Source organism: Curtobacterium sp. A7_M15, from assembly GCF_030705415.1.
Taxonomy (GTDB): domain Bacteria; phylum Actinomycetota; class Actinomycetes; order Actinomycetales; family Microbacteriaceae; genus Curtobacterium.
On sequence record NZ_JAUZED010000004.1, the window covers coordinates 1 to 25,468 of the forward strand.

Here is a 25,468-nt window from a genome sequence, read left to right on the forward strand (position 1 = left end):
TCGGCGTCGTCGTCGCGCGGGCCGTGGAGGCGCGGCTCGGCTCCGCAGCGACAGCCCGCCCGGCAGCGGCGGAGCCCGTTGCGGCTGTTCCGGTCGCGTGGGCGACGCCCCACCCACCGGCCGCGCCGAGCGCGAGGCCGACCACCAGGCCGGCGGCGAGCAATCCCGTCGAGCGGGAGCGGGCCCCTCGTGTCCGTGTCATCGGTCGTCCTCGTCCGTCGGGCGTCCGGCTCGGTGCCGGACGTGCCGAGCCGATCGTAGGGAACCGCGCCGGGAGCGCACCCGCTGTTCCGGACCCGTGGCTGAGCATCCTCCCGGCTCGTCCCAGGCTTCCGCGGACACGACCGCGGCGACGTCACGGCAAGCGACGTCGCGTACATCCGTGCCGCACGGTGTGTACTCCATGGCGGGTCCGACGCGGCTCGCCACGTCGGTATCGTCAGCGGATCGGTCCACCCGATCAGGCCCGCGCACCGCCGCGCGGACCCCGACCCCCGCGGCCCCGGTCGCGAGCAGGAGGCAAGCACATGGCGTCACCGACCACCGTCACCGCCCCGCCCGGAACCGCGCGTGGTGGATCGCTGAAGCGGAGTCTCGGGCTGTGGGCGATCGTCGGGCTGGGCCTCGGGTACATGACGCCGACCGTGGTGTTCGACACCTTCGGGATCGTCTCGGGCGAGACGAACGGCGCCGTGCCGAGTGCGTACCTCATCGCCCTGGTGATCATGCTGCTCACGGCCGTCAGCTACGGGAAGATGGTCCGCGTCTACCCGGCGGCCGGGTCCGCCTACACGTACGTGCGCGAGTCGATCCACCCGAACGCCGGCTTCATGGTCGGCTGGGCGTCCCTCCTCGACTACCTGCTGCTCCCGATGGTGAACGCGCTCATCATCCGGCTGTACCTCGAGCAGGTCTTCCCGGCGCTGCCGGCGTGGGTGACGGTCGTCGTCTACACGCTCTTCGTCACGACCGTGATCTGCCTGTCGATGCGCGGCACCTCGAACCTCAACATGGTCCTGCTGATCGGCGCGATCCTGGCGATGATCGCGTTCGTCGTGTTCACCGTGATCGAGCTCGTCCAGGGCGCGGGTGCCGGCACCGTCGTCAGTGCCGGACCGTTCGTGCACGACGGTGTCACGATGTCCGCCCTGCTCACCGGCGCGACCGTGGTGTGCTTCTCGTTCATCGGGTTCGACGCGGTGACGATGTACACGGAAGAGGCGAAGAGCATCCGCATCATGCCGAAGGCGATCCTCCTGACCGTCCTGATCGGCGGGCTCATCTTCCTCGTCTCGGCGTACTTCGCGCAGCTCCGATTCCCGACGAACGCGCCGTTCGGCGAGTTCACCGACGACCCGCTCCCCCAGATCGGACTGCTCGTCGGCGGTCGGGTGTTCCAGGCGATCCTCGTCGCCGCCGGGTTCGTCGCCGCACTCGCCTCCGGCCTGGCCTCGCACGCCAGCGTCGCCCGCATGCTGCTCGTGATGGGACGCAACAACGTCCTGCCGAAGCGGGTGTTCGGGTACGTGAGCCCGCGCACCCGCACCCCGATCCCGAACGTCGTCATCGTCGGCGCGGTCACGCTCCTCGCGATGACGTTCTCGCTCGACACCATCTCGGCGTACATCAACTTCGGCGCCCTCATCGCCTTCACGTTCGTCAACCTGACGGTCATCGTGCACTTCGCCTGGCGTGGGGGCCGTCGGCACACCGCCCGTGACCGGTTCGCCTACATCGTGCTCCCCGGGGTCGCGATGCTGCTGACGGGTGTTCTCTGGTCGCAGCTGCACGCCGACGCCCTGATCGCCGGCGGTGTCTGGGCCGCGATCGGCTTCGTGTACCTGCTGGTGATCACGAAGGGGTTCCGGATCCAGCCGAAGGGCTTCGACGAGAACCAGCCCGTCACCGGCGTCAACAAGCAGCTGACCGACCAGGTCTGACCGACCACCCGGCCCGAACCACACAGGAGACACGATGAACGACACGGCAACCGTCTACGCGGTCACCGACCCGGCCACCGGGGACACCCTCGCCACGTTCCCGACGATCACCGACGAGGACCTCCGCACGGCGATCGACACCGCCGACCGGACGCACGCCGAGTGGTCGCGCACGAGCACCGTCACCGATCGCGCCGCGCTGCTGCACCGCGTCGCGGACCTCTACCGGGAGCGCCGGGACGACCTCGCGACGACGATCGTCCGTGAGATGGCGAAGCCGATCGACCAGGCCTTCGGCGAGGTCGACTTCTGCGCCGACATCTACGACTACTACGCCGACCACGCCGCCGAGTTCCTGGCCGACCAGCCCATCACCCTGGCGGACGGCAGCGCGGGCAGCGCCTTCATCCGGAAGTCGTCGATCGGCGTGCTGCTCGGCATCATGCCGTGGAACTTCCCGGCGTACCAGATCGCCCGGTTCGCCGGTCCAAACCTCGTCATCGGCAACACCGTCCTGCTCAAGCACGCCCCGCAGTGCCCCGAGTCCGCACTCGCCATCGAGCGGATCTTCCACGACGCGGGCTTCCCCGAGGGCGCCTACACGAACGTCTTCGCCACGAACGACCAGGTCGCCGACGTGATCGCCGACCCGCGCGTGCAGGGTGTCTCGCTCACCGGCTCGGCGCGCGCCGGTGCCGCCGTCGCCGAGATCGCCGGCCGCAACCTCACCAAGGTCGTCCTCGAACTCGGCGGCTCGGACCCGTTCATCCTGCTGTCGACCGACGACCTCGACGCGGTCGTCGAGTCGGCCGTCGCCACCCGCCTCGAGGGCAACGGCCAGGTCTGCAACGCCGCGAAGCGCTTCCTGGTCGCCGACCACCTGTACGACGACTTCCTGGCGAAGTTCACCGACGCGATGGCTGCGGTCTCCCCCGCCGATCCGACACAGCCCGGCGCCGAGCTCGGTCCGCTGTCCTCCCCCGCCGCCGCGGACCGGCTGCAGGAGCAGCTCACCGCCGCCACCGCCCAGGGTGCCACCGTCGTCACCGGCGGGCAGCGCCAGGGCAACGCCTTCACCCCGACGATCCTGACCGGGGTCACGCCCGACAACGACGCCTACCGCGAGGAGTTCTTCGGCCCGGTCGCCGCCGTGTACCGCGTCGAGGACGAGGACGCCGCGGTCACGATCGCCAACGACACCCCCTACGGCCTCGGTTCGTACCTCTTCACGACCGACGCCGAGCAGGCCCTGCGCGTCGCCGATCGGATCGACGCGGGGATGGTCTACGTGAACATCGTCGGGGCGGACAGCCCGGAGCTCCCCTTCGGCGGCGTCAAGGCGAGCGGCTTCGGCCGCGAGCTCGGCCCGCTCGGGGCCGACGAGTTCGTCAACAAGAAGCTGATCCGCATCGGCGGCTGACGCCCTGGACCCGGAACGCGGCGGACGGGAGGCGCGGTGTCGGCTGGCACCGCGCCTCCCGTCCTTGTATAAGCAGATGTATAGTTTCCACGGGTACGGAGGAGGACATCATGACCGTCACGACCATCGATCTCGACCAGGCCGTCCTCGACACTGCCAAGGAGCTCACGGGCGCGCGCACGAACCGCGACGTCGTGAACCGCGCACTGCAGACGCTCATCGCGGTCCGACGCCAGCCGGCCGCCGTCGAGCGGATCATCGCACGGACCTTCACGGACGAGCAGACAGAAGCGGCCGTCGAACACTACGACGCACCGGGATCCTCCTCGGACGAGGCGTGAGCGCGTACATCGTCGACAACTCCGTTTGGTGGAAGGCCGGACGCCATGCCGGTATCGCTACGCGACTCCGTGCGGTGTCGACGCAGGACCTCATCATCACGTGCCCCCCGCAGGTGCTCGAGTACTGCTTCTCCGCGCGGGACGCCGCCGAGCACGCGGATCTCCGACGAGACATGGAGGTGTTCTTCCCCGCCGAAGAGCACCCGAGCGCGACCGACGTCCTCACGCTGCAGAGTGCGCTGTGGAACGGCGGGTACGTCCGCGGTGCCGGCACCGTCGACTCACTGATCGCCGCCTACGCGATCGCGAACGAGGCGATCGTGCTCACGGCGGATCGTGACTACGACCACATCGCCGCCGTCGTTCCGGACTTCCGGCACGAGTACCTGCCGGAGCGGTAGGCGGCGCGACACCACGGCTCTGCACGACGGGAGGCGCGGTGCCGGCTGGCACCGCGCCTCCCGTCCGTCCATGGTGCGGCCCGGGACTAGACCAACGCGGTGAAGGACGCGTCCCGCACCAGCACGGTCGCGGCGTCGCCGCCGACGGCCTGGTCCTGGTCGCTCGACAGCCCGAGCGACCAGCTCCCACCGCCCGGCTTCTCCGGCAGCGTGAACTCGACCGTGGTGTCCGAGGCGTTGAGCAGCACCGCCACGGTGTCGTCGCCCTGCGTCAGCACGAGGGTGACGGCACGGTTCCCACCATCGGCCCAGTCGCCGTCCTCGAACCCCTGCGCATCGGCCCGGAGCACCTGCACGGTCGACTCCGAGTCGCCGGGCGCCGTGCGGTACCACTCGGGGCGGAGCGCCGGGTGCTCCTGACGGAACGCGATCGCTGCCGTCGTGAAGGCGAGCAGGTCGTGGTCGGCGGCGGCCCAGTCGAACCACGAGATCTCGTCGTCCTGGCAGTAGGCGTTGTTGTTGCCGCCCTGCGACCGCGCGATCTCGTCGCCGCCGAGGATCATCGGCACACCGGCGGAGAGCAGCAGCGTGCCGAGGAAGTTCCGACGCTGCCGATCGCGGTAGTCGTTCACCGCACCGTCGTCCGTCGGCCCCTCGACGCCGCCGTTGAACGAGGTGTTGTTGCTCTCGCCGTCGTTGTTGTCCTCGCCGTTGGCCTCGTTGTGCTTCTCGGCGTACATCGTCAGGTCGGCCAGCGTGAAGCCGTCGTGCGCGGTGACGAAGTCGACCGAGCACAGCGGCGAGCGCCGCGACCCCTCGTAGACGTCCGGGCTGCCGAGGACGCGCTGCACGGCGTCGCCGAGGGTGCCCTCGTCGCCACGCCAGAACGCCCGGAGGTCGTCGCGGTACTTGCCGTTCCACTCCGACCAGTCCGCGGGGAAGCCACCCACCTGGTAGCCGGCGGTGTCCCACGGCTCGGCGATCATCTTGACCTCCCGCAGGATCGGGTCCTGGTGGATGATGTCGAGGAACGCGGAGTGCTTCTCGGCCTCGCCGTCCTGCCGGGTCAGCGTTGTGGCGAGGTCGAACCGGAAGCCGTCGACGTGCATCTCCTCGACCCAGTAGCGGAGCGAGTCGGTGATGAGCCCGAGCGCGGACGGGTGCGACACGTTGAGGCTGTTGCCCGTGCCGGTGGTGTCGAAGTAGTTCGCCTCGTCGCCCTCGACCAAGCGGTAGTACGCCTGGTTGTCGATGCCCTTGAACGACAGCGTCGGGCCCATGTGGTTGCCCTCGGCGGTGTGGTTGTAGACGACGTCCATGATGACCTCGAGGCCCGCGGCGTGCAGGGCCTTGACCATCTCCTTGAACTCGGTCACCTGCTGCCCGGCGGTGCCCGAGGACGAGTACTCGTCGTGCGGCGCGAAGAAGCCGATCGAGTTGTAGCCCCAGTAGTTCCGCAGGCCCTTGTCGGCGAGCGTCGAGTCCTGCACGAACTGGTGCGTCGGCAGCAGCTCGACGGCGGTGACGCCGAGGTCGGTGAGGTGCTTGATCGCTGCCGGGTGCGCCAGCCCCGCGTACGTGCCGCGGATCTCCTCGGGCACGTCGGGGTGCTGCTTCGTGAAGCCCTTGACGTGCACCTCGTACACGACGGTGTCCCGGAGGGACGTGCCGGGGCGACTGTCACCGTCCCAGTCGAACTCGCGGTCGGCGACGACGGACTTCGGCATGGCACCTGCGGAGTCCGTGTCGTCGCGCTGGTCCGGGTGCTCCATGTCGTGGCCGAAGAGCGCCTGCCCCCACTCGTACGTGCCGTCGACGGCGGTCGCGTAGGGGTCGAGCAGGAGCTTGGCGGCGTTGTGGCGGAGGCCGTTCGCCGGGTCCCACGCACCGTGCACGCGGAAGCCGTAGCGGGTGCCCACGGTGACGTCCGGGACGACGTCGTGGAAGGTGTAGCCGGTGCGGTTCCGGAGTTCGGTGCGGTGTTCGGTGCCGTCCTCGTCGAAACGGCAGAACTCGACGCGCTCGGCGGTGCTGGAGAAGAGGGCGACGTTCGCGCCGCCGTCGACGAGCGTCACGCCGAGCGGGGTGCGGGAGGAAGTGGTCATGTCGTCCTTGTACCGGTCGGCCGCTGTGACCACGGCTGGCTGGCGTACCCCGGCCCGTCACACCGCGGTCACTCGGGGATCCCCGAGGCGCCGTCCGGACGGCGCTGCCCGAGCTCTTCGCGGAGTGCGCGGACCTCGGCTGTCAGCTCCCGGATCTCGCGACGCGTCGCACTCTGGGCGGCCTCGTCCCGCTGCCCGACCTGCTCGATGATCCAGCTGGCGAGGGTGGCGGTGACGACACCGAGCAGGGCGATCCCACCGATCATCACCCCGGTCGCGATCAGCCGGCCCGCATCGGTCACCGGCGTCAGGTCGCCGTAGCCGACGGTGGTGATCGTCACGACGGCCCACCAGAGGGCGTCGCCGAAGGACACGATGGTCGCCCCGGGCGCGTGCCGCTCGACGTCGAACACCGCGAGCGCCGACACGAAGACCAGCAGCGCGGTCGTCACGACGACGTACAGCGTGACGCGGCCCCGGACCGCGGCGCCGGTGGTGTGCTGCAGCACCCGGAACAGCTGGACGAGTCGGAGCAGCCGGAGTGGACGCAGGAACGGCAGTGCCACCGCGGCCAGGTCCAGCAGGTGTCGCAGGAACCACCGGAACCGCCGCTCCGCGAGCACGAGCATCACCACGTAGTCCACGACGAACAGGACCCACGTGACGTTGACCACGAGTTCGCACGCGAGACGCGCTCCGCCCCGTGGCTCGGCGAGGATCTCGACCGCGTACGCCGCGAGGAACGCGAGCGCCGCCGCTGCGAGTGGCCACTGGGTCACGCGCACCCACTGCGCCTGCGTCCACCTCATGGACGAACGCTAACGTGCGCGCGGCCGGACGGGAGGTGTGCCCCGCCTCCCGTCCGTCGGCCGATCGCGTCAGACCGCGATCCGCCCACCGTCCACGGGCAGGACGGCGCCGTGCACGAAGGAGGCAGCGTCCGTGGCGAGGAAGACGATCGCCTCGGCGACCTCGTCGGCCGTGCCCGGTCGTCCGGCGGGGCCGGCGGCGGCGAGCTGGTCGAGGCTCTCGCCCATGGCGGCCGTGCCCTCGGTCCGGGTCGGGCCGGGGCTCACGGCGTTGACGCGGACGCCGGCGGGGCCGAACTCGGCCGCCCACGACTTCGTCAGCAGGACGAGTGCAGCCTTCGTCGAGCCGTACAGACCCATGCCGGCCGCACCGAACTCGGCAACCATCGTCGTGACGTTCACGATCGCACCCGATCCCCGCTCCGCCATGCCGGGAGCCAGCTCGGAGACGAGGAAGTACGGCGCCTTGACGTTGATGTCGAAGACCTCGTCGAAACCCTCAGAGGTGGTGTCTGCCGTGGCACCGAAGGGGAAGATGCCCGCGCTGTTGACGAGGACGTCGACCCTGCCGTCTCCGATCTCGAGTGCTGCTGCAGCGAGCTCCTTCGCGCTCGAGGCGTCGCGCAGGTCGGCTCGGACGAAGTCGGCGGAGCCGCCGGCAGCCCGGATGCGCTGCACCACCTGATCGCCGCGCTCGGTGTTGCGACCGGAGACGACGACGTGCATCCCCGCCGCGGCGAGCCGCTCGGCGGTGGCGCGGCCGATGCCGCTGGTGGATCCGGTGACGAGAGCGATTGAGGCCATGGTCGTGTCCTAACTGAACAGATCGGTTCGATTGAAGTACTGGTAACTGTACAGATCAGTGCAGTAAAGTCAAACCGTGTCCGACACCACCGCTCCTCGCACCCGCCGCCGCCCCGCGTACGAGCGCGCCGTCGCCACCGCCGACCGGCTCTTCTACGAGCAGGGCATCCACGCAGTGGGCGTCGACCAGGTCGCGGCCGAGGCGGACATCTCGAAGGCGAGCCTCTACACGCACTTCCGGACTAAGGACGACCTCGTGCTCGGCTACCTGCGTGGCCGGAGCCGGGCGTGGCAGGAGCACGTCGCGGCCGAGCTGCCCGGGCGCGGGAGCACGCCACGCGAACAGGTGCTGGTGGTGTTCGACCTGCTCGGAGAGTGGTTCCATGAGCCGGGGTACCGCGGCTGTCCGTTCATCAACGTCGAGGCGGAGTACGGCCCCGGACACCCGACGCACGAGGTGACGCTCGAACACCGTGCGTGGGTCCGGGAACTCTTCACGTCGCTCCTCGCCGAGGCCGGCGCAGCCGATCCGGACGGCACGGCGCTGCAGCTGTGCCTGCTCTACGACGGAGCGATGGCGAGCGCGCAGGCCGACCCGTCGCGGCCCTGGGCGGCGGCGGCGCGTACGGCGGCCGAGCGGGTCATCGAGGCCTGACGATGCCGGACCCGCTGGAGCGTGCCGGGGTCAGAGTCGACCCGGCACGAGACGCAGCCGCGGCGGCCGGAGCTGCGCCAGCGTGCTGTCGGCAGCGCACCGGTACCGGATGACGTCGTCGTCGATCGGAGCCGAGGCGGACTCGGCCGGAGCCCACAGCAGCTGGTCCCGGTCGTCCCGACCACACGGCCGGACCGCCGGACGCTCGAGGATGGCCGTCCAGACCTCGGAGACGCGCTCGGCGGCCCGACTGTCCAGCACGACGCAGAACCCTCCGGACTGCGGCGACCGGGCCCGGTCACGACGCCGGAGCCGGATCGGTACGTCGAAGGCCGCCCACCGGTCCGCGACCGCGAGGTGCCGCAACCAGTCGTCCACCGGGAGGCGGTCGATCCACCGGAAGGCGACGGTGGAGTTCGCCGCGATCACGGCCTGGTGGCGGTCGACCCCGTCCACCAGGAACACCCCCTGGTTCCGCAACGGGTAGCGCACCTGCCGACGCCGGAGTGCGTGGGCGGTCGCCAGCATCTCGCGCGGTGAGTGGTTGACGAGGCGTCCTGACACCACCACTTCGACGTGCAGCCGCTCGTCCCGCGCACGGTCCGGCGAGACGCCCTCTCCCGCTGCGAGGCCGGGGTCGGTCTGCTGGCCGGCCTCCCAGACCTGCGCGTCGGTCGCCCACCGGTACGTGACGGCGTCGAGCACCATGTCCACGGTGGGTTGCCAGGATCCGAGCCACGCGGCGTGCCCGAGCTGGTTCTGCTGGTCGGCCGCGCGCGTGGCTGCCCGACCCGCCCGCCACGCGACGACGGCCGACGCGACCGCCACCGGGAGGCTCACCGTCGCGGCGACCGCGCTGATCGTTGCTGCGGTCGTCTCGTCCATGCCCCGATCATCGCAGGGACCGCCGACGGCGCGGGTGACGTCCGGAAGGGACTACTGCGGGTCCGCCGGCTCGCCGCCCGAGTCGTGGTCGCTGTCCTGCTCCGGGTCCTGGGTGGCGTTCCCCGAGGGCGAGCCGTCCGGCAGGTCCTCGGTGTACTGCCGCTCGGTGTCGGTCGGGTCGCTGGTTCCGCTGGTGTCACTCATGTCCGGGACCGTACGCGCGGTGCGTCCGGTGTCCGTTCAGGACCGGCATCGATCAGCGGAGGAGCCGCACCGTCGCGCCGATCGGCCCGAAGCTCGACGTGGCGCCGTCCGGCTCGAAGCCGTTCCGCTGGTAGAAGGCGCGTGCCCGCGGGTTGTCCTCGGCCACCCACAGCGAGGCCGGTCTGGCTCCGAGGACGGCGTCGAGCAGCGCCTGGCCGGTGCCGTCGCCGTGGGCGCGCGCGAGCACGTAGAGCATCGTGAGCTCCTCGGGCCGGACGGCGTCGGGCCCGGTCGTCGCGTCGACCGCGGCGAAACCGACGATGCCCTCCGGGCCGTCGGCGACGACCGCCTCGAACGTGCCGTGGGCGAGGTTCGTCCGCCACATCTCGAGCCGCCGTCCGAGGTCGAACCACGGATCGGTGTCCGGGTCGGCGACGAACCGGCCGTACGTCTCGCGCCAGGACGTGGTGTGCACCCGGGCGATGCCCTCGGCGTCGGCGGTGGTCGCCGGGCGGATCGTCACGGCATCGGTCGACGGATTCCCCATGGGACGACCGTACCGGCCCGACCCGCACCGATGACGGACGGGAGGCACGGTGCCGGCCCGCACCGCGCCTCCCGTCCACCTCGGCGTGGGTCTACCGCACCGCCGGCTGCGGCAACGAGGCGAGGATCTCGGCGGCCGCTTCGCGGCCCATCCGCACCGCCCCGTCGACGTGCTGGTAGCCGTGCCCGGCGAGGTCGCTCGACGCGAACCGGATCGGACCGACGGCGGCCCGCTGGTCGGCCCCGTACCGGACGAGCCCGCCCAGGTCGAAGCTCGCCGCGTAGGCGCCTCGGGTCCACTCCTCGGTCCCCCAGTCGCTCTCGTAGTAGACGACGGGTCGGCGCGCCTCGTCGCCGTAGTAGTGCGCGAGCGAGTCGAGCACCCGGGCCTTGCGCTCGTCGGCGGACAGCGCGAAGACGTCGTCTGCGTGCTGGTCGGAGACGAACCCGACGAGGGTGCCCTGCTCGGAACCGTGCATCGAGTTGTCGTAGGCCTCGTGCACGAGCTCGTACGGGCTGAACGCCGTGCCGGACAGCCCGGCGCCGCGCCAGAACGGCCGGTCGTAGACGGCGTGCACCTTGATGACGAAGCCCATCGACAGGTGCTGGTGCAGCTGGTGCTGGCGGCGCGGGAGCGGCGGCTCGTACGAGATGCGGGAGTACAGGGGCGGCGGGACGGCCACGAGCGCCTGGCGGGCTCGGACCTCGATGCCGCCGTCGGCGATGGCCACCACGCCCTCGTCGTCCCACCGCAGGGTGCGCACCGGAGCACCCAGGTGGACGTCCGCACCGAGACGTGCGGCCAGCCGCTCGGACACCTGCTGCATGCCGCCGACGACGCGCTTGTCGAGGATGAAGTCGGCGTCGACGAGGTTCGAGAAGCTCCCGGCCGACGCCGCCATGAGCAGGGCCTGCAGCGCCGAGAAGGTGTGCGCCGGCTTGGTCAGCATGGCGCCGGCGATGAAGAGCTCGACGTTCTCGGTCGCGACCCGGTCGTCGCTCAGCCGCCGGAGCCACTCCCGGAAGGACACCTCGTCGAGGGCCGCCGCGTCCGGGGTCTCCCACGGCCTCGACGGGTCGACCTTCGCGACGTACTCGTCCACGACCGCGACGAGTCGTTCGATCTCGGCGGCGGTCGTCTCGGGCAGCGGGAAGATGTCGCCCGTGTACTCGGTGCGGGTGCCGTGCTCGTCGATGTAGACGCTGGAGCCCTCGCGGTAGCGGTCGTACGTCTCGAGGCCGAGTTCGTCCAGGGTCTCGAGCAGGGCGGTCTGGTCGGGCGAGACCCACTGGCCGCCGATCTCGAGCGTCACGCCCTCGATGTCGTTCGTCCACGTCCGTCCACCGACGCGGTCGCGGGCCTCGAGCACGGCCACGCGCTTCCCCTCGGCGACGAGGCGGTTCGCGGCGACGAGCCCGGTGACCCCGGCGCCGATGACGACGACGTCCTTCTCGATGGTCATCGCTGCGTTCCCTTCGTGCGCCCGAACGGGTCGGGCGTGAGTGTGTACATGGTCTCGAGGTACTCGGCGATGCCCTCGCCGCCGCCCTCGCGCCCGAGTCCGGACTGCTTGACCCCGCCGAACGGTGCCGATGCGTTCGAGACGACCCCGGTGTTCAACCCCAGCATCCCGGTCTCGAGCTGCTCCATGAGTCGCTGCCCGCGAGCAGGGTCCTCGGTGAACGCGTACCCGACGAGCCCGTACTCGGTGTCGTTCGCCGCAGCGATCGCCTCGTCCTCGGTCGAGAACGTCCGGATCGCCAGGACGGGACCGAAGATCTCGTCGCGGAGCAGGTCGCTGCCGGGCTGCACGTCGGTGATGACGGTCGGCGCGTAGAACGTGCCGGGGCCGTCGACGGGGTGGCCGCCGGTCCGGAAGGTCGCACCGCGGTCGAGGGCGTCGGAGACGAGCCGGTGCGCCTTGTCGATCGCGCGCTGGTCGATGAGCGGCCCGATGGCGACGCCGTCCTGGGTCCCCCGCCCGACGGTCATCCCTTCAACGCGCGACGTGAGCCGTCGGGCGAACTCCTCGGCGACGTCCTCGTGCACGAGGAACCGGTTCGCGGCGGTGCAGGCCTGTCCGGTGTTCCGGAACTTCGCGGCGAGCGCCCCCTCGACGGCGAGGTCGAGGTCCGCGTCGGCGAACACGAGGAACGGGGCGTTCCCGCCGAGCTCCATGCTCGTCCGCAGCACGTTCTGCGCTGCCTGGGCGAGCAGCGTCCGACCGACGGGGGTCGACCCCGTGAACGACAGCTTCCGGAGTCGCGGGTCGGCGATGATCGGCTCGGACAGTGCACCGGCGTGCGTGGTGGGCACGACGTTGACGACACCGGCCGGCACGCCCGCGTCGCGCAGCAGCTCGGCGAACAGCAGCGTGGTGAGCGGCGTGAGCTCGGCGGGCTTCACGACGACCGTGCACCCGGCGGCGAGCGCGGGGGCGATCTTGCGGGTGGCCATCGCGAGCGGGAAGTTCCACGGTGTGATGAGGAACGCCGGGCCGACCGGCTTGTGGCTGACGATCGCGCGACCGGAGCCCTCGGGGTTGGTGCCGTAGGAGCCGCCGATGCGCACGGCTTCCTCGGAGAACCAGCGGAGGAACTCGCCCCCGTACGTGACCTCGCCGTTCGCCTCGGCGAGTGGCTTGCCCATCTCCAGCGTCATGAGCAGGGCGAAGTCGGCGCGGCGCTCCTGGAGCAGGTCGAACGCCCGGCGCAGGATCTCGGCGCGCTCGCGCGGCGGGGTGGTCGCCCAGCTGCGCTTCGCCGCGTCGGCCGCGTCCAGGGCGGCGACACCGTCATCGGGGGTTGCGTCGGCGATCTCCAGGAGCGTCTCGCCGGTGGCGGGGTCGACGACGGGGAACGTTGCTCCGTCGGCTGCCGGCCGCCAGGCGCCGTCGACCAGGAGGCCCGTGGGGACCTTCGCGAGCAGCTCGCGCTCGGCCGCGGTCCGGTCTACCGCGGGGGCGGTGTGGGTCTGCTGGGTGTCGGTCATGCGGTTGCGAGTCCTTCCAGGACGACGTCGAGCCCGTCGTGGAGCAGGTCGTCGCCGATCGCGAGCGGGGGGAGGAAGCGGAGGACGTTGCCGTACGTCCCCGCGGTGAGGGCGATCACGCCGTGCTCGTACGCGTACCGTACGACCCTTCCGGTGAGCGCGGCGTCGGCTTCCCCGGTCGCCGGGTCGACGAGCTCGACGGCGACCATCGCTCCGCGGCCACGGACGTCGCCGATGCGGGGGTCCGTCGCCTGTGCGGTGCGGAGTCGTCCGAGCAGCACGTCGCCGATCTCGGCCGCGCGCTCGACCAGGCCGTCGTGCTCGAAGGCGTGGATCGCCGCGAGCGCTGCGGCGCACGCGACGGGGTTGCCGCCGTACGTGCCGCCGAGTCCGCCGACGTGGGCCGAGTCCATGATCTCCGCACGCCCGGTGACGGCGGAGAGCGGCATGCCGCCGGCCATGCCCTTGGCCGTGGTGACGACGTCCGGGACGACGCCCTCGTGCTCGCTGGCGAACATGGCACCGGTGCGGGCGAACCCGGTCTGGACCTCGTCCGCGATGAAGACGACGCCGTTCGCGGTCGCCCACTCGGACAACGCGGAGAGGAAACCGGGCGCCGGGACCACGAAGCCGCCCTCGCCCTGGATCGGTTCGATGAGCACGGCCGCCGTGTTCTCGGCACCGACCTGCTTCTCGATCTGGGAGATCGCGCGCTTCGCCGCCTCGGCGCCGGACAGCCCGCCGTCGCGGAACGGGTACGACATCGGGACGCGGTACACCTCGGGTGCGAAGGGACCGAAGCCGTTCTTGTAGGGCTGGTTCTTCGCGGTCAGCGCCATCGTGAGGTTCGTCCGGCCGTGGTAGGCGTGGTCGAACACCACGATCGCCTGCCGACCGGTGTGCTTGCGCGCGATCTTCACCGCGTTCTCGACCGCCTCGGCGCCCGAGTTGAACAGCGCGGTCCGCTTCTCGTGGTCGCCGGGGGTGAGTCGGTTGAGGGCCTCGGCGACCTCGACGTACCCGTCGTAGGCGGCGATGGTGAAGCACGTGTGCGTGAACGCCTGGACCTGCTGCTGCACGGCGTCCACCACGCCGGGGTGGGCGTTGCCGACGCTGGTGACGGCGATCCCGGAACCGAGGTCGATCAAGGAGTTGCCGTCGGCGTCGACGACCACGCCGCCTCCGGCCGCGACGACCGCGATCGGCACCGCGACCCCGACGCCGGACGCCACCGCTCGGGACTTCCGTTCGAGGAGCGCGCGGGAGCGCGGGCCCGGCACCTCCGTGACGAGCCGCCGTTCCTGGGGCAGCGATGGGCCGCCCGCGGCGGCGCTGGTCGAGGGTGCGACGGTGGAGGACATGCGCCGATCGTAGGAGCCGGTCCTCACCCCTGGCGCTGTCCACCGTGTACACCGGTGGCCCTCTCGATCGACGCAGCGGATAGGGTGCCCCCATGCCCGCGACCCTGCGCTCCCTGCTGCACCGCGCCGACCTGCGACTCCGGCTCCTGACGGCCACGGACTCGGCCCTCGATGCTCCGCTGTCGTGGCTGCACAGCTCCGACCTCGAGGACCCGACGCCGTTCCTCGCCGACGGTCAGGGCCTGCTGACGACCGGCACGCAGTTCGGCGCCGACACCGAGGTCACGGCCGCCGTCGCCGACGCCTACGTCGCCCGGCTCGTGCGCCGGGGTGTCGTCGCACTCGGGTTCGGTGACGAGGTCGTTCGCACGGGCACGCCGCCGCAGCTCGTCGACGCCTGCACGGAGCAGGGGCTCGCACTCTTCGAGGTCCCGTACGAGACCTCCTTCATCGCCGTCGCGCAGGCGAACGCGGACGCCGTCGCCCGGGACGCGAACGCCCGCAACGCCTGGGCCCTCGCCGCACAGCGCGCCATCTCGCTCGCGGCCATGCGACCGGACGGCCTCGGGGCGACCATCGCCGAGCTGTCCCGACAGCTCGGCGGGTGGGTCGGCCTGTTCGACGTCTCCGGGCGGCTCGACCGCGGCCACCCCGCCGAGGGCGTCCCCGCCGACGACCTCGAGGTGCTCCGGGGCGAGGCGCTCCGGCTCCTCCGCGCCGGACAGCGGGCGAGCCTCCCGGTGACGACCGAGCACCGCACCGGGTTCTCGCTGCAGACCCTCGGCAGTGGCGGCCACCTCAGCGGTGTCCTCGCCATCGCCAACGGTGGTGCGCTCGACCGGGCCGGCCGCGAGGTCGTCACCGCGGTCATCGCGCTGGCCGGCCTCGCACTGCAGCAGAACCGCGAGCTCGCCCGGGCGCGTGGCCTCCTCCGCACCGGCCTCCTCACCATGCTGTCGGTGGGCGACCCCGCCGTCGTGGACACCACCTCGCGCGAGGTGTGGGGACCGCTGCCCGCCGAACCTGTCCGGATCGCCGCGGTCGACGTCCCCGAGCAGGACCTCGACACCGTGGTCGACCTGCTCGAGCTGTGGGTGCAGGACCGCCCCGGGCGGCTCTTCTTCGCCGCGGACGACGAGCTCTTCCTCTGCGTCGGCGCCGAGGACACCCTGATCGTCGAGGAGCTCGTCGACCGCTTCGACCTGCACGCCGGGCTCTCCGACGGCGCCACGTACCGGTACTTCGGCCGCGCCCGGACCGAGGCCGTCCAGGCGCTCGACCGACGGCGGGAGGGTCGACCCGGCACCACCGAGTTCGGCGACCTCGCCCGCGAGGGTGTACTCGCCCACCTCGCCCACGTGGACGTCGACGCCGGAGCCGTCGCCCGCTCCTTCCTCGCGCCCCTGCTCGACCACGATCGCACAGCGGGGACCGAGCTCACCCGCACGGTGCGGACCTGGCTCGAGCAGAACTGCGAGTACGACCGCACCGCCCAGGCACTCGGCATCCACCGGCACACCGCCCGCGCCCGGGTCGAGCACGCCGGACGGCTGCTCGAACGGGACCTGACGGTGTTCGCCACCCGCGCCGACCTCTGGGCGGCGTTCGTCGTCGAGGGCGCCTGAGGCGCGCCTAGGCTGGCGTCGTGCCGACCACTCCGACCCGCCGGCGTCTGAGCCCTGCCGAGCGGGAGGCCCAGATCGCCGAGGCGGCCGTCGCCGTCGCCCGCGCCGAGGGCCTCGCCGCCGTGACCCTGCGTGGTGTGGCCGCTGCGATCGGAGTCGCGCCGTCCCTCGTCGCGCACTACCGCCCGGTGATGGAGGACCTCGTCGGCGACACCTTCCGCAGCGTGGCGAGCACCGAGGTGGCCGAGGTCCGTCGGATCGTGCACGAGCAGACCGGACCGGTCCGCCGCCTGGCGACCCTGCTCGCGTGCATCGCCGACCCCGCCCGGGACGACGTCGCCGCGCTCTGGGCCGACGCCTGGAGCCTGGGCCGAACGAACACCGCGCTCGCCGGCGCCGCGCGCGACGTCATGGACGGCTGGCAGGCGCTCGCGACCGAGGTGGTCCGCGACGGCGTCGACACCGGGGTCATGCGGACCGACGACCCGGACGCGGTCGGACGGCTGCTGTTCGCGCTCGTGGACGCGACGAACGGGTACGCCCTCGTGGACTACCTCGACCGACGGACGCGCGAGGACCTCGTCCGCACGACGATCGCGCACGCCGTCGGTGTCGACCCCGTCGCCCTCAGCGCTGCAGGGCCACCCACTGCAGGAGCATGATCGTCTTGCCGTCCGCGATCCGCCCGTCCGTCACCATCGCGAGCGCGTCGTCCAGCGGGAGCTCGAGCACCTCGATGTCCTCGCCCTCGTCCTCCAGCCCGCCACCCGCGTGCACGAGGTCGGCGGGCGAGTACGCACCGACGTACCCGTGGACCCGCTCGGTCACCGAGCCGGGGCTCATGAACGCGTCGAACACCTTCGTGAGGGTGCCGAGCCGGATGCCGAGCTCCTCCGCCGCCTCGCGCCGGACCGCCGTCTCCGGGTCGTCCTCGTCCAGCAGTCCCGCGGCGGCCTCGACGAGCATCCCGTCCGGGTGTCCGTTGACGTACGCCGGCCAGCGGAACTGCCGGGTGAGCAGCACGGTGTCGCGCCCGGGGTCGTGGGGCAGGACCGCCGCACCGTTGCCCCGGTCGTAGGTCTCGCGCTGCTGCCGGTCCCAGCGACCGTCACGGCGTCGGACGTCGAGGGTCGTCCGACGGAGCACGTGCCAGCCGTCCGAGACGACCTCGACGTCGCGCACGACCACGTCGGGGTTGCGGTCGAGGTCGCGGCCGACGGCGTCGAGACCGGTGCGTCCACGGCCGTCCGGGACGGTGGTGCCGGGTCGGGGGTCGGTCGTGCGCACGTCGTCCACGCCGCCACGCTAGCGTCCCGCCCCGGAGCCGATGCCGCCGGTACGATCGTCACGCCGCACCAGGGAGCGGCGGGGACGGGGAACACGGTGACGACGACGGACGACCTCAGGCGCTCACGCCCGACCCCACCGCCCGTCGTCCGGACGTCCGTCGTGCTCTGGGGCGTCTGGCTCGTCGTCGGCGTGGTCTCGACCGTGGTCGTCTCGGTGTCCGACCCGGCGACGACCGGGGCCGGTGTCGTCCTCGCCCTCGTGCTCGCGTTCGTGGTCTGGGCCGCGGTGGCCGCCGCGACCGTCCTGGTGTTGCGTGGGTCCGCGGTGGCACGGATCGTCCTCGTGGCGATCGCCCTGCTCCGTGCCGTCCTGAGCGTCACCGACGGCGGCCTGTCCCCGGCGCTCGTCCTGCTCTCCGTCGTCGCCGCGGTGCTGCTCTTCCTGCCCAGCGCGCGCCCGTTCTTCCGGCGAGCCGACACGACGGAGCCGAGCCGCGCCTCCAGGTCGACGGATCCCGACCGACCGCGCGACTGACGCCTGCCCTGAACGCGGAGAAGGCCCCCGGATCACTCCGGGGGCCTTCTCCGTTGCGTGGTGCGCGAGGGGGGACTTGAACCCCCACGCCGTTTCCAGCACACGGACCTGAACCGTGCGCGTCTACCAATTCCGCCACTCGCGCCAGCCCGAGAACACTACCACGCACAGACGCTGCCAGACGCCAACCACTACCATGCGTAAGGTCGACGACCGAGAACACTGGAGACCCATGGGCCTGTTGGACAGCTTCGAGCGAGGGCTGGAGCGCGCCGTGAACGGCGCGTTCGCGAAGACCTTCCGCTCCGGCGTGCAGCCCGTCGAGATCTCGAGCGCACTCCGCCGCGAGCTCGACACGAAGGCAGCCGTCGTCTCCCGCGAACGCATCCTCGTGCCGAACGAGTTCACGGTGCGCCTCGCGCCACCGGACTACACGCGCATGAACGACATCGGGCGGCCGCTCATCGACGAGCTGTCGCAGATGGTGCAACAGCACGCGGTCGCACAGAACTACTCCTTCTCCGGCCCGGTCACCATCCGGCTGCAGCAGGACGGCACGCTCTCCACCGGGATCCTGCAGATCGACTCCACCACGGTGCAGCGGGACGTCGCCTGGGTCGCCGTGCTCGACATCGGCTCGCAGCGCCACAAGCTGCAGCGCGGTCGCACCGTCATCGGCCGCGGGACCGACGCCGACATCACCGTCGCCGACACCGGGACGAGCCGCAAGCACGTCGAGGTCATCTGGGACGGCAAGCACGCCCAGGCCAACGACCTCGGGTCGACGAACGGCTCGAAACTGAACGGTGAGCGCTTCCAGCAGGCCATCGTGGAGCCGGATTCGACGATCGAGATCGGTCGTACCCGTATGGTGTTCCGGGTGATCCCCGAGAACGACGGAGGTACCAGGTGACCACAGGGCTGACCCTGCTCGTCCTGCGCTTCGCGTTCCTCGCGGTGCTCTGGCTGTTCGTCTTCGTGATCGTCTTCGCCCTGCGGAGCGACCTGTTCGGCCAGCGCGTGCGCACGATCCCGACGGACCCGAAGGCCGGTGCGTCCGGTCCGACGACCCCGGTGGTGCCGGCGGCAGCAGCCCCCGCCGCTGCGTCGGCGGGGGCCTTCACGGACCTCATCGGCCAACCGACGGGCGCGCAGCAGTCCGGCACGCCGGCTGCGACCCGCCTGGTGATCACCGAGGGCTCGCGCGAGGGCATGGAGATGCCGCTCGGGGGCGGCCCGATCACGATCGGCCGGTCGAGCGAGTCCAACGTGGTCATCCGCGACGACTACACGTCCACCAACCACGCCCGCCTCGAGCTCCGTGCCGACGGCTGGCTGCTCACCGACCTCGAGTCCACGAACGGCACGTTCGTCAACGGTCAGAAGGTGACCGCTCCCGTGATCGTCGCGGAGCGGACGCCGATCACGATCGGGACGACGACGTTCGAGCTGCGGCGGTAACCCGGGATGACCGCTCGCACGCTGAGCGCCGCTGTGTCCCACGTCGGGCGCATCCGCGCGAACAACCAGGACTCCGGCTACGCCGGTCAGCACCTGTTCGCGGTGGCCGACGGCATGGGCGGACACGCGGGCGGCGACGTCGCGTCGGCGATCGCGATCCGTCGCATCCGAGAGGTCGACCGCGAGTTCCCGTCGGCGCACGACGCCGAGTTCGCCCTGCAGTCGGCACTCATCGCGGCCAACCAGCTCATCACCGAGACGGTGTTCGAGCACCAGGAACTCACCGGCATGGGCACCACCGTGTCCGCGATGATCCGCGTCGGTGACCAGGTCGCGATCGCGCACATCGGCGACTCCCGCATCTACCGGCACCGCGACGGCGAACTGCAGCAGATCACGTCCGACCACACCTTCGTGCAGCGGCTCGTCGACAGCGGTCGGATCACCCCCGAAGAGGCAGCCGTGCACCCGCGGCGGTCCGTGCTCATGCGGGTGCTCGGCGACGTCGACGCCGCACCCGAGGTCGACACGGCGATCATGGACATCCAGCCGGGCGACCGCTGGCTGCTCTGCTCCGACGGCCTGTCGTCGTACCTGGCCGAAGAGCGGATCCGCCACGCACTCGCGTCGAACATGGACGCGAACCAGGTCACCCAGCGCCTCGTGAAGGAGACGCTCGACCACGGTGCGCCCGACAACGTCACCGTCGTCGTGATGGACGTCACCGACACCGAACCCGACGACGAGGACGACGCTGCCACGACGGTCGGGTCCGCGGCGGCACCGCTCACGTTCGAGGCGTCGACCGGCCGCAAGCCGATCCGCCTCCCCACGATCCTGCTCCACCCGCTCAAGGTCACGACCGCGCCCGAGGACTCGCACTTCGAACCCGAGTCCGACCAGTTCTTCGCCGAGCTCATCGCCGAGGACCGCCGTCGCCGCATCCGCCGACGGGTCTCGTGGACCGTCGCACTCGTCGTGGCCGTCGCCGCACTCGTCGGCGCGGTCTTCCTCGGCTGGCGGATCACCCAGGATCACTACTACGTCGGGACCGACCGCGGCACCGTCGCGATCTACAAGGGCGTGCAGCAGTCGATCGGGCCGATCGCCCTGTCCGACGTGTACGAGGACACCGACATCGCGGTGTCCGGGCTGCCGGAGTACACCCGCGAGAACGTCCGCTCGACGATCAACGCGCAGTCGCTCTCCGACGCCCGCGACATCGTCGACCGGCTCCGGAAGGCCGCCGAGACCGGTCAGGACCAGGCGGGGACCGGCGGCGACGGCGGATCACCGTCCCCGACGCCCTCGTCGTCGCCCTCCTCCACCCCGACGAAGTCGGCGTCGCCCGGGACGAAGCGATGAGCGGCGCGACCGCCCAGTCGTTCACGCAGGCGATCACGATCAAGCTGCGGGAGCCCGCGCGCGCCCGCAACCTCGAGCTCGTCCTGCTCGTCATCGCCTGCGGGATCTGCGCCGGCGCCATGGTCCTCGTGCAGCTCGGGACGAAGGGCAGGCTGTTCGACACCTCGGTGCTCTGGACGGGTGCCGGCATCCTCGGCCTCGCCCTCGTGATGCACGTCGTGCTGCGGATCGTCGCGAAGAACGCGGACCCGTTCATCCTGCCGGTCGCCCTGGTGCTGAACGGCATCGGCATCGCCGAGATCTACCGCATCGACGTCCACAACGGCCTCACCGGGTGGAGCGCGATCGGCGTGAAGCAGATCGTCTGGACGATGCTCGCGATGGTCCTGGCGATCATCACGGTCTCGGTCGTCCGGAACCACCGCTTCCTGCAGCGGTACCGCTACATCTTCATGTTCCTCACGATCGCGTTGCTGCTGCTGCCGATGCTGCCGGGCATCGGACTCAACGTGAACGGTGCCCGGGTCTGGATCCAGGTGGGGTCCTTCACCTTCCAGCCGGGCGAGCTCGCCAAGATCACGATGGCGCTGTTCTTCGCCGGGTACCTCGTCACCGCACGGGACTCCCTGTCGATCGTCGGCCGGAAGTTCCTCGGGATGACCTTCCCGCGGGCGCGCGACCTCGGTCCGATCCTGGTGATGTGGGCCGCGGCGATGGGTGTCCTGGTCTTCCAGCGGGACCTCGGTACCGCGCTGCTCTACTTCGGCCTCTTCCTGGTGATGATCTACGTCGCGACGGCGCGGCTGAGCTGGGTCCTCATCGGGCTCGTGCTGTTCGTCGGCGGTGCGCTCGTGGCGCAGTCCGTCCTGGTCTACGTGCACGGCCGGTTCGAGCAGTGGCTCGACCCGTTCAACCAGGAGATCTTCACCCGGCAGACCCAGGGCAGCTACCAGCTCGTGCAGGGTCTGTTCGGCTTCGCGAACGGTGGGATCACGGGGACCGGCCTCGGCCAGGGACGCCCGTACATCACGCCCGTCGCCAACGCGGACTACATCATCGCCTCGCTCGGTGAGGAGCTTGGGCTGATCGGCGTCTTCGCCATCCTGTCCCTGTTCATCATCCTGGCGTCGCGGGGCCTCCGCGTCGGGTTCATGGCGCAGGACGACTTCGGCAAGCTGCTCGGCGTGGGCTTCGGCTTCATCATCGCCCTGCAGGTGTTCGTCGTCGTCGGCGGCATCACCCGGGTCATCCCGGTGACCGGCCTCACGACGCCGTTCATGGCGGCCGGTGGTTCGTCCCTCGTCGCCAACTGGATCATCGCCGCGATGCTGCTGCGCCTGACCGATGCAATCCCCGCCGAACAGCGCGTGCAGCAGGGTGCGATCCCCGCTGCCCGTGGTCGCGGGACGACCAGGAAGGAGCGCAGCCGGTGAACCGACAGCTCCGCGGTGTCTCGACCGTCATCGTGCTCATGTTCGTCGCCCTCTTCGTGTCGACGACCTCGATCCAGTTCTTCTCGGCCGACTCGCTCCGTGCCGACTCGCGGAACTCGCGGACGATCCTCGCCAGCTACTCCACGAAGCGCGGGGCGATCCTCGTCAACGGCAGTCCCATCGCCGAGTCGACCCCGGTGGACGACCAGTACCAGTACCAGCGGAAGTACACGAACGGCGACCTGTACTCGGCCGTCACGGGGTACTTCACGATCGGGCAGGGCAACTCCGGCATCGAGAGCGCCGAGAACACCGTGTTGTCCGGCAACTCGGACGCCTCGTTCTTCCAAAACCTCAACGCGATCCTGACCGGCCAGGACGTCCAGGGCGACAACGTCAACCTGACGATCGACCCCGACGTCCAGAAGACCGCCTACGACGCGCTCGGCGACAACACCGGTGCCGTGGTCGCGATCCAGCCGAAGACCGGCAAGATCCTCGCCATGGTGTCGAAGCAGAGCTACGACCCGAACACCCTGACGTCGCACGACACCGACAACGTCATCGAGCAGTACAAGGCACTCGAGTCGAACCCGGCGAAGCCCCTGCAGAACCGGGCCATCGGCGGCGACCTGTACACGCCCGGGTCGGTCTTCAAGCTCATCGTGGCGTCCGCGGCGCTCGAGGGCGGCAAGTACGACCTCGACTCCGAGTTCCCGAACCCGTCCCGACTGCAGCTCCCCGGCACGAGCACGTACATCAACAACGCCGAGGGCGGCTCGTGCGGCGGCGGCGACAAGGTCAAGCTGCGCACGGCGATCCAGTACTCGTGCAACATCCCCTTCGCGGAGCTCGGTCAGAAGCTCGGCTACGACGCGATCAAGAGCATGGCCGACAAGTACGGCTTCGGCGACGCGATCGAGGTCCCGATGCGAGCCACAGCCAGCCAGTACCCCGACGTCAGCGACGACACCGCGCAGCTCATGCTGAGCTCGTTCGGCCAGGCCAGCGTCCGGGTGTCCCCGCTGCAGATGGCGATGGTGTCCGCCGGCATCGCGAACGGGGGCAAGGTCATGCAGCCGTCCCTCGTCGACTCGATCACCACGAGCGACCTGAAGACCGTCGAGTCCTTCTCCCCGAAGCAGTACAGCGACCCGCTCTCGTCGTCCGAGGCGAGCGACCTCACCGAGGCCATGCAGAGCGTCGTCAGCTCGGGGACCGGCACCAATGCCAAGATCGACGGTGTCGACGTCGCAGGGAAGACGGGCACGGCCGAAGGCGGCACGGGCGATCCCTACACACTCTGGTTCACGGGCTTCGCCCCGGCGAAGGACCCCGAGGTGGCCGTCGCGGTCGTCGTCGGGAACGGCGGCGGACTCGGGCAGTCCGGGGTCGGCAACACGGTCGCGGCTCCGGTCGCGAAGAAAGTCATGGAGGCGGTGCTGAACAAATGAGACCCACCAGCGGACTCACCTTCGGTGGGCGGTACCAGCTCTCGTCCCGCGTCGCGATCGGCGGCATGGGAGAGGTGTGGCAGGCCACCGACCTCGTCATCGGCCGGACCGTCGCACTCAAGATCCTCAAGGACGAGTACCTCGGCGACCCGGGCTTCCTCGAGCGCTTCCGCGCCGAGGCACGCCACGCTGCGCTCGTCAACCACGAGGGCATCGCGAACGTCTTCGACTACGGCGAGGAGGACGGCAGCGCCTACCTCGTGATGGAGCTCGTTCCGGGCGAAGCGCTCTCGACCATGATCGAGCGGGAGCACACGCTGCCGGTCGACAAGGTCCTCGACATCGTCGCGCAGACCGCGAACGCCCTGCAGGCCGCGCACGCCGTCGGGCTCGTGCACCGCGACATCAAGCCGGGCAACCTCCTCATCACGCCGGACGGCCGCGTCAAGATCACCGACTTCGGCATCGCCCGCATCGCCGACCAGGTGCCGCTCACCGCGACCGGCCAGGTCATGGGCACCGTGCAGTACCTCTCGCCGGAGCAGGCGAGCGGGCACCCGGCGTCGCCGTCGACCGACATCTACTCACTCGGCATCGTCGCGTACGAGTGCCTCGCGGGCCGTCGACCCTTCACGGGCGAGTCCCAGGTCGCGATCGCGATGGCGCACATCAACGAGCAGCCGCCGGCGCTCCCCGGGGACATCCCGGAGCCGGTGTCCGCCCTCGTGATGTCGTGCATCGCGAAGAAGCCCGCCGACCGCCCCGCCACCGCGGCGAACCTGGCCCGTGCGGCACAGGCACTCCGGCGGGGGGACGTGGCGGCCGCCACCGTCGCCGTGCCGGCCATCGCTGCCGGCGGCACCGTGGCGTTCAACCCGCCGCCCGCACAGGGGAACGACGCGGCGACGGCACTCATCGGGACGCAGGCCGGTGCCGTCACGGGCGGTCCCGGGACTCCGGGCTCGCCGGTCGACGGTGAGGACGAGGAGCCGAAGAAGAAGCGCGCGTGGATCTGGTGGGTCGTGGGCATCGTCGCGGCGCTGATCATCGCGGGTGTGATCGGCGCACTCGCCCTCACCAACAACGATCAGCCGGAACCGACCAAGACCGCGACGACACGCAGTTCGACGCCGAAGCCGTCGAACACGCCGACGCCGTCGCCGACCGAGACCCGCGTGATCGTGAACTCGGCCGACTTCGTCGGACTGTCGGTCGCCGACGCCCAGGCGAAGCTCGAGGCGCTGAACCTCACCTCGCGCGTCGAGGACGGCGACCCCGCTCCGAAGCCCGAGCAGGCGAACACCGTCCAGTCGATCAGCCCGACCGGCAGCCTGGCGCCCGGTTCGCTCGTCGTCCTGCAGCAGTACACGGCGCAGCCGACGGTCAACCAGCCGAATTCGGCCTCGCCGGGTGCGGTGTCCGCCGACGGCGTGGTGACCTTCAGCTGGGCGGCGGCGACCTGCCCGACCGGGTACACGGTGTCGTCGTACGCGTACACGATCACCGGCGGCAAGGACGCCTCGAGCCAGACCTCGGGGACGCTCGACGCCGACCACCGATCGGTCACCGTGCAGATCGACAAGATCGACACCTCGGCCTCGCTCAGCTACACCGTGACGTGCGGCAACCTCGCGGCGTCGGCGGCGTCCGAGGCCGCGTCGAGCGACGCGTGGCAGCCCACCGACGAGCCGACGACCGACCCCACCGAAGGCAACAACCCGAGCGCCGGCCCGCAGGACTGACCGACCCCCGGACGGGGGCTCGCGACACCGTTGCGTAACGGTTCGGTCGAGCTCCCCGTCACCAGCGTCTCACCAGCGAAGCCTGCCGTACACTTGCCCGG

The 25,468-nt window shown here is 70.9% G+C and carries 24 protein-coding genes, 1 tRNA gene and 1 pseudogene; 14 read left to right on the plus strand and 12 right to left on the minus strand.

Going from position 1 to position 25,468, the window contains the following annotated elements:
• Positions 1-202: pseudogene (locus tag Q7F20_RS01445) on the minus strand (hypothetical protein); the annotation flags it as partial.
• A gap of 325 nt (positions 203-527) precedes the next feature.
• Between Q7F20_RS01445 and Q7F20_RS01450 the strand changes: the two are divergent.
• From Q7F20_RS01450 to Q7F20_RS01465, 4 genes are all read left to right on the plus strand, one after another.
• On the plus strand, positions 528-1,940 hold the full coding sequence (locus tag Q7F20_RS01450) for an APC family permease (protein ID WP_305738337.1): 1,413 nt from the start codon (positions 528-530) through the stop codon (positions 1,938-1,940).
• Between the two features lie 34 nt (positions 1,941-1,974).
• Positions 1,975-3,360, plus strand: coding sequence for an NAD-dependent succinate-semialdehyde dehydrogenase (locus tag Q7F20_RS01455; RefSeq protein ID WP_305738338.1), 1,386 nt, complete (start codon positions 1,975-1,977; stop codon positions 3,358-3,360).
• Positions 3,361-3,470: 110 nt separating this feature from the next.
• The gene (locus Q7F20_RS01460) at positions 3,471-3,701 is read left to right on the plus strand and encodes a type II toxin-antitoxin system VapB family antitoxin (RefSeq protein ID WP_305738339.1); all 231 of its coding nucleotides are present in this window, start codon (positions 3,471-3,473) and stop codon (positions 3,699-3,701) included.
• Complete coding sequence (locus tag Q7F20_RS01465) at positions 3,698-4,102, plus strand: PIN domain-containing protein (RefSeq protein WP_305738340.1); 405 nt, start codon at positions 3,698-3,700, stop codon at positions 4,100-4,102. The genes Q7F20_RS01460 and Q7F20_RS01465 overlap by 4 nt, the downstream gene beginning before the upstream one ends.
• Positions 4,103-4,188: 86 nt before the next feature.
• On the opposite strand, the gene glgX is transcribed toward Q7F20_RS01465, so the two are convergent.
• The 3 genes from glgX to Q7F20_RS01480 all read right to left on the minus strand — a co-directional run bounded on the left by glgX (position 4,189) and on the right by Q7F20_RS01480 (position 7,820).
• Positions 4,189-6,207, minus strand: a complete 2,019-nt coding sequence (gene glgX, locus Q7F20_RS01470; RefSeq protein WP_305738341.1) for a glycogen debranching protein GlgX — start codon at positions 6,205-6,207, stop codon at positions 4,189-4,191.
• Positions 6,208-6,275: 68 nt separating this feature from the next.
• On the minus strand, positions 6,276-7,016 hold the full coding sequence (locus tag Q7F20_RS01475) for a potassium channel family protein (RefSeq protein WP_305738342.1): 741 nt from the start codon (positions 7,014-7,016) through the stop codon (positions 6,276-6,278).
• A 69-nt stretch (positions 7,017-7,085) separates the two neighbouring features.
• Entirely contained in the window at positions 7,086-7,820 is a 735-nt protein-coding gene (locus tag Q7F20_RS01480) for an SDR family NAD(P)-dependent oxidoreductase (protein ID WP_305738343.1), read from the minus strand.
• Positions 7,821-7,896: 76 nt separating this feature from the next.
• Between Q7F20_RS01480 and Q7F20_RS01485 the strand changes: the two genes are divergently transcribed.
• Positions 7,897-8,475, plus strand: coding sequence for a TetR/AcrR family transcriptional regulator (locus Q7F20_RS01485; RefSeq protein WP_305738344.1), 579 nt, complete (start codon positions 7,897-7,899; stop codon positions 8,473-8,475).
• Positions 8,476-8,505: 30 nt separating this feature from the next.
• Here the strand turns inward: Q7F20_RS01485 and Q7F20_RS01490 are convergent, their stop codons facing one another.
• From Q7F20_RS01490 to gabT, 6 genes are all read right to left on the minus strand, one after another.
• Positions 8,506-9,360: a hypothetical protein gene (locus Q7F20_RS01490; protein ID WP_305738345.1), complete on the minus strand. Its 855-nt coding sequence runs from the start codon at positions 9,358-9,360 to the stop codon at positions 8,506-8,508.
• A gap of 51 nt (positions 9,361-9,411) precedes the next feature.
• Complete coding sequence (locus tag Q7F20_RS01495; protein ID WP_305738346.1) at positions 9,412-9,564, minus strand: hypothetical protein; 153 nt, start codon at positions 9,562-9,564, stop codon at positions 9,412-9,414.
• A 52-nt stretch (positions 9,565-9,616) separates the two neighbouring features.
• Positions 9,617-10,111: a GNAT family N-acetyltransferase gene (locus Q7F20_RS01500; protein WP_305738347.1), complete on the minus strand. Its 495-nt coding sequence runs from the start codon at positions 10,109-10,111 to the stop codon at positions 9,617-9,619.
• Positions 10,112-10,202: 91 nt separating this feature from the next.
• The gene (locus Q7F20_RS01505; protein WP_305738348.1) at positions 10,203-11,573 is read right to left on the minus strand and encodes an NAD(P)/FAD-dependent oxidoreductase; all 1,371 of its coding nucleotides are present in this window, start codon (positions 11,571-11,573) and stop codon (positions 10,203-10,205) included.
• Entirely contained in the window at positions 11,570-13,102 is a 1,533-nt protein-coding gene (locus tag Q7F20_RS01510) for an NAD-dependent succinate-semialdehyde dehydrogenase (RefSeq protein ID WP_305738349.1), read from the minus strand. The genes Q7F20_RS01505 and Q7F20_RS01510 overlap by 4 nt, the downstream gene beginning before the upstream one ends.
• The gene (gabT, locus tag Q7F20_RS01515; RefSeq protein ID WP_305738350.1) at positions 13,099-14,463 is read right to left on the minus strand and encodes a 4-aminobutyrate--2-oxoglutarate transaminase; all 1,365 of its coding nucleotides are present in this window, start codon (positions 14,461-14,463) and stop codon (positions 13,099-13,101) included. The genes Q7F20_RS01510 and gabT overlap by 4 nt, the downstream gene beginning before the upstream one ends.
• A gap of 92 nt (positions 14,464-14,555) precedes the next feature.
• Here gabT and Q7F20_RS01520 point away from each other — a divergent pair, with 92 nt between their 5' ends.
• Both Q7F20_RS01520 and Q7F20_RS01525 read left to right on the plus strand, forming a co-directional pair.
• Positions 14,556-16,088, plus strand: coding sequence for a PucR family transcriptional regulator (locus Q7F20_RS01520; RefSeq protein ID WP_305738351.1), 1,533 nt, complete (start codon positions 14,556-14,558; stop codon positions 16,086-16,088).
• Between the two features lie 20 nt (positions 16,089-16,108).
• Positions 16,109-16,750 (plus strand): TetR family transcriptional regulator C-terminal domain-containing protein, encoded by a 642-nt coding sequence (locus Q7F20_RS01525; RefSeq protein ID WP_305738352.1) that lies wholly within the window; start codon positions 16,109-16,111, stop codon positions 16,748-16,750.
• Here the strand turns inward: Q7F20_RS01525 and Q7F20_RS01530 are convergent.
• Complete coding sequence (locus Q7F20_RS01530) at positions 16,716-17,384, minus strand: NUDIX domain-containing protein (RefSeq protein WP_305738353.1); 669 nt, start codon at positions 17,382-17,384, stop codon at positions 16,716-16,718. The two genes, Q7F20_RS01525 and Q7F20_RS01530, sit on opposite strands and share 35 nt — an antisense overlap.
• Before the next feature lie 87 nt (positions 17,385-17,471).
• On the opposite strand from Q7F20_RS01530, the gene Q7F20_RS01535 reads away from it, so the two are divergent.
• Positions 17,472-17,912 (plus strand): hypothetical protein, encoded by a 441-nt coding sequence (locus Q7F20_RS01535; protein WP_305738354.1) that lies wholly within the window; start codon positions 17,472-17,474, stop codon positions 17,910-17,912.
• Between the two features lie 58 nt (positions 17,913-17,970).
• Here Q7F20_RS01535 and Q7F20_RS01540 read toward each other — a convergent pair.
• A tRNA-Leu gene (locus tag Q7F20_RS01540) sits at positions 17,971-18,057 on the minus strand.
• Positions 18,058-18,144: 87 nt separating this feature from the next.
• On the opposite strand from Q7F20_RS01540, the gene Q7F20_RS01545 reads away from it, so the two are divergent.
• The 6 genes from Q7F20_RS01545 to Q7F20_RS01570 are packed head-to-tail and all read left to right on the plus strand — an operon-like array spanning position 18,145 to position 25,367.
• Positions 18,145-18,825 carry a DUF3662 and FHA domain-containing protein gene (locus tag Q7F20_RS01545; RefSeq protein WP_305738355.1) on the plus strand — a complete coding sequence of 227 codons (681 nt, stop codon included), beginning with the start codon at positions 18,145-18,147 and terminating at the stop codon, positions 18,823-18,825.
• Entirely contained in the window at positions 18,822-19,373 is a 552-nt protein-coding gene (locus tag Q7F20_RS01550) for an FHA domain-containing protein (protein ID WP_305738356.1), read from the plus strand. The genes Q7F20_RS01545 and Q7F20_RS01550 overlap by 4 nt, the downstream gene beginning before the upstream one ends.
• A 6-nt stretch (positions 19,374-19,379) precedes the next feature.
• Positions 19,380-20,738 (plus strand): Stp1/IreP family PP2C-type Ser/Thr phosphatase, encoded by a 1,359-nt coding sequence (locus Q7F20_RS01555; protein WP_305738357.1) that lies wholly within the window; start codon positions 19,380-19,382, stop codon positions 20,736-20,738.
• Positions 20,735-22,171, plus strand: a complete 1,437-nt coding sequence (locus Q7F20_RS01560) for an FtsW/RodA/SpoVE family cell cycle protein (RefSeq protein WP_305738358.1) — start codon at positions 20,735-20,737, stop codon at positions 22,169-22,171. The genes Q7F20_RS01555 and Q7F20_RS01560 overlap by 4 nt, the downstream gene beginning before the upstream one ends.
• Complete coding sequence (locus tag Q7F20_RS01565; RefSeq protein ID WP_305738359.1) at positions 22,168-23,625, plus strand: penicillin-binding protein 2; 1,458 nt, start codon at positions 22,168-22,170, stop codon at positions 23,623-23,625. The genes Q7F20_RS01560 and Q7F20_RS01565 overlap by 4 nt, the downstream gene beginning before the upstream one ends.
• The gene (locus Q7F20_RS01570) at positions 23,622-25,367 is read left to right on the plus strand and encodes a protein kinase (RefSeq protein WP_305738360.1); all 1,746 of its coding nucleotides are present in this window, start codon (positions 23,622-23,624) and stop codon (positions 25,365-25,367) included. The genes Q7F20_RS01565 and Q7F20_RS01570 overlap by 4 nt, the downstream gene beginning before the upstream one ends.
• The last annotated feature ends 101 nt before the right edge of the window (positions 25,368-25,468 follow it).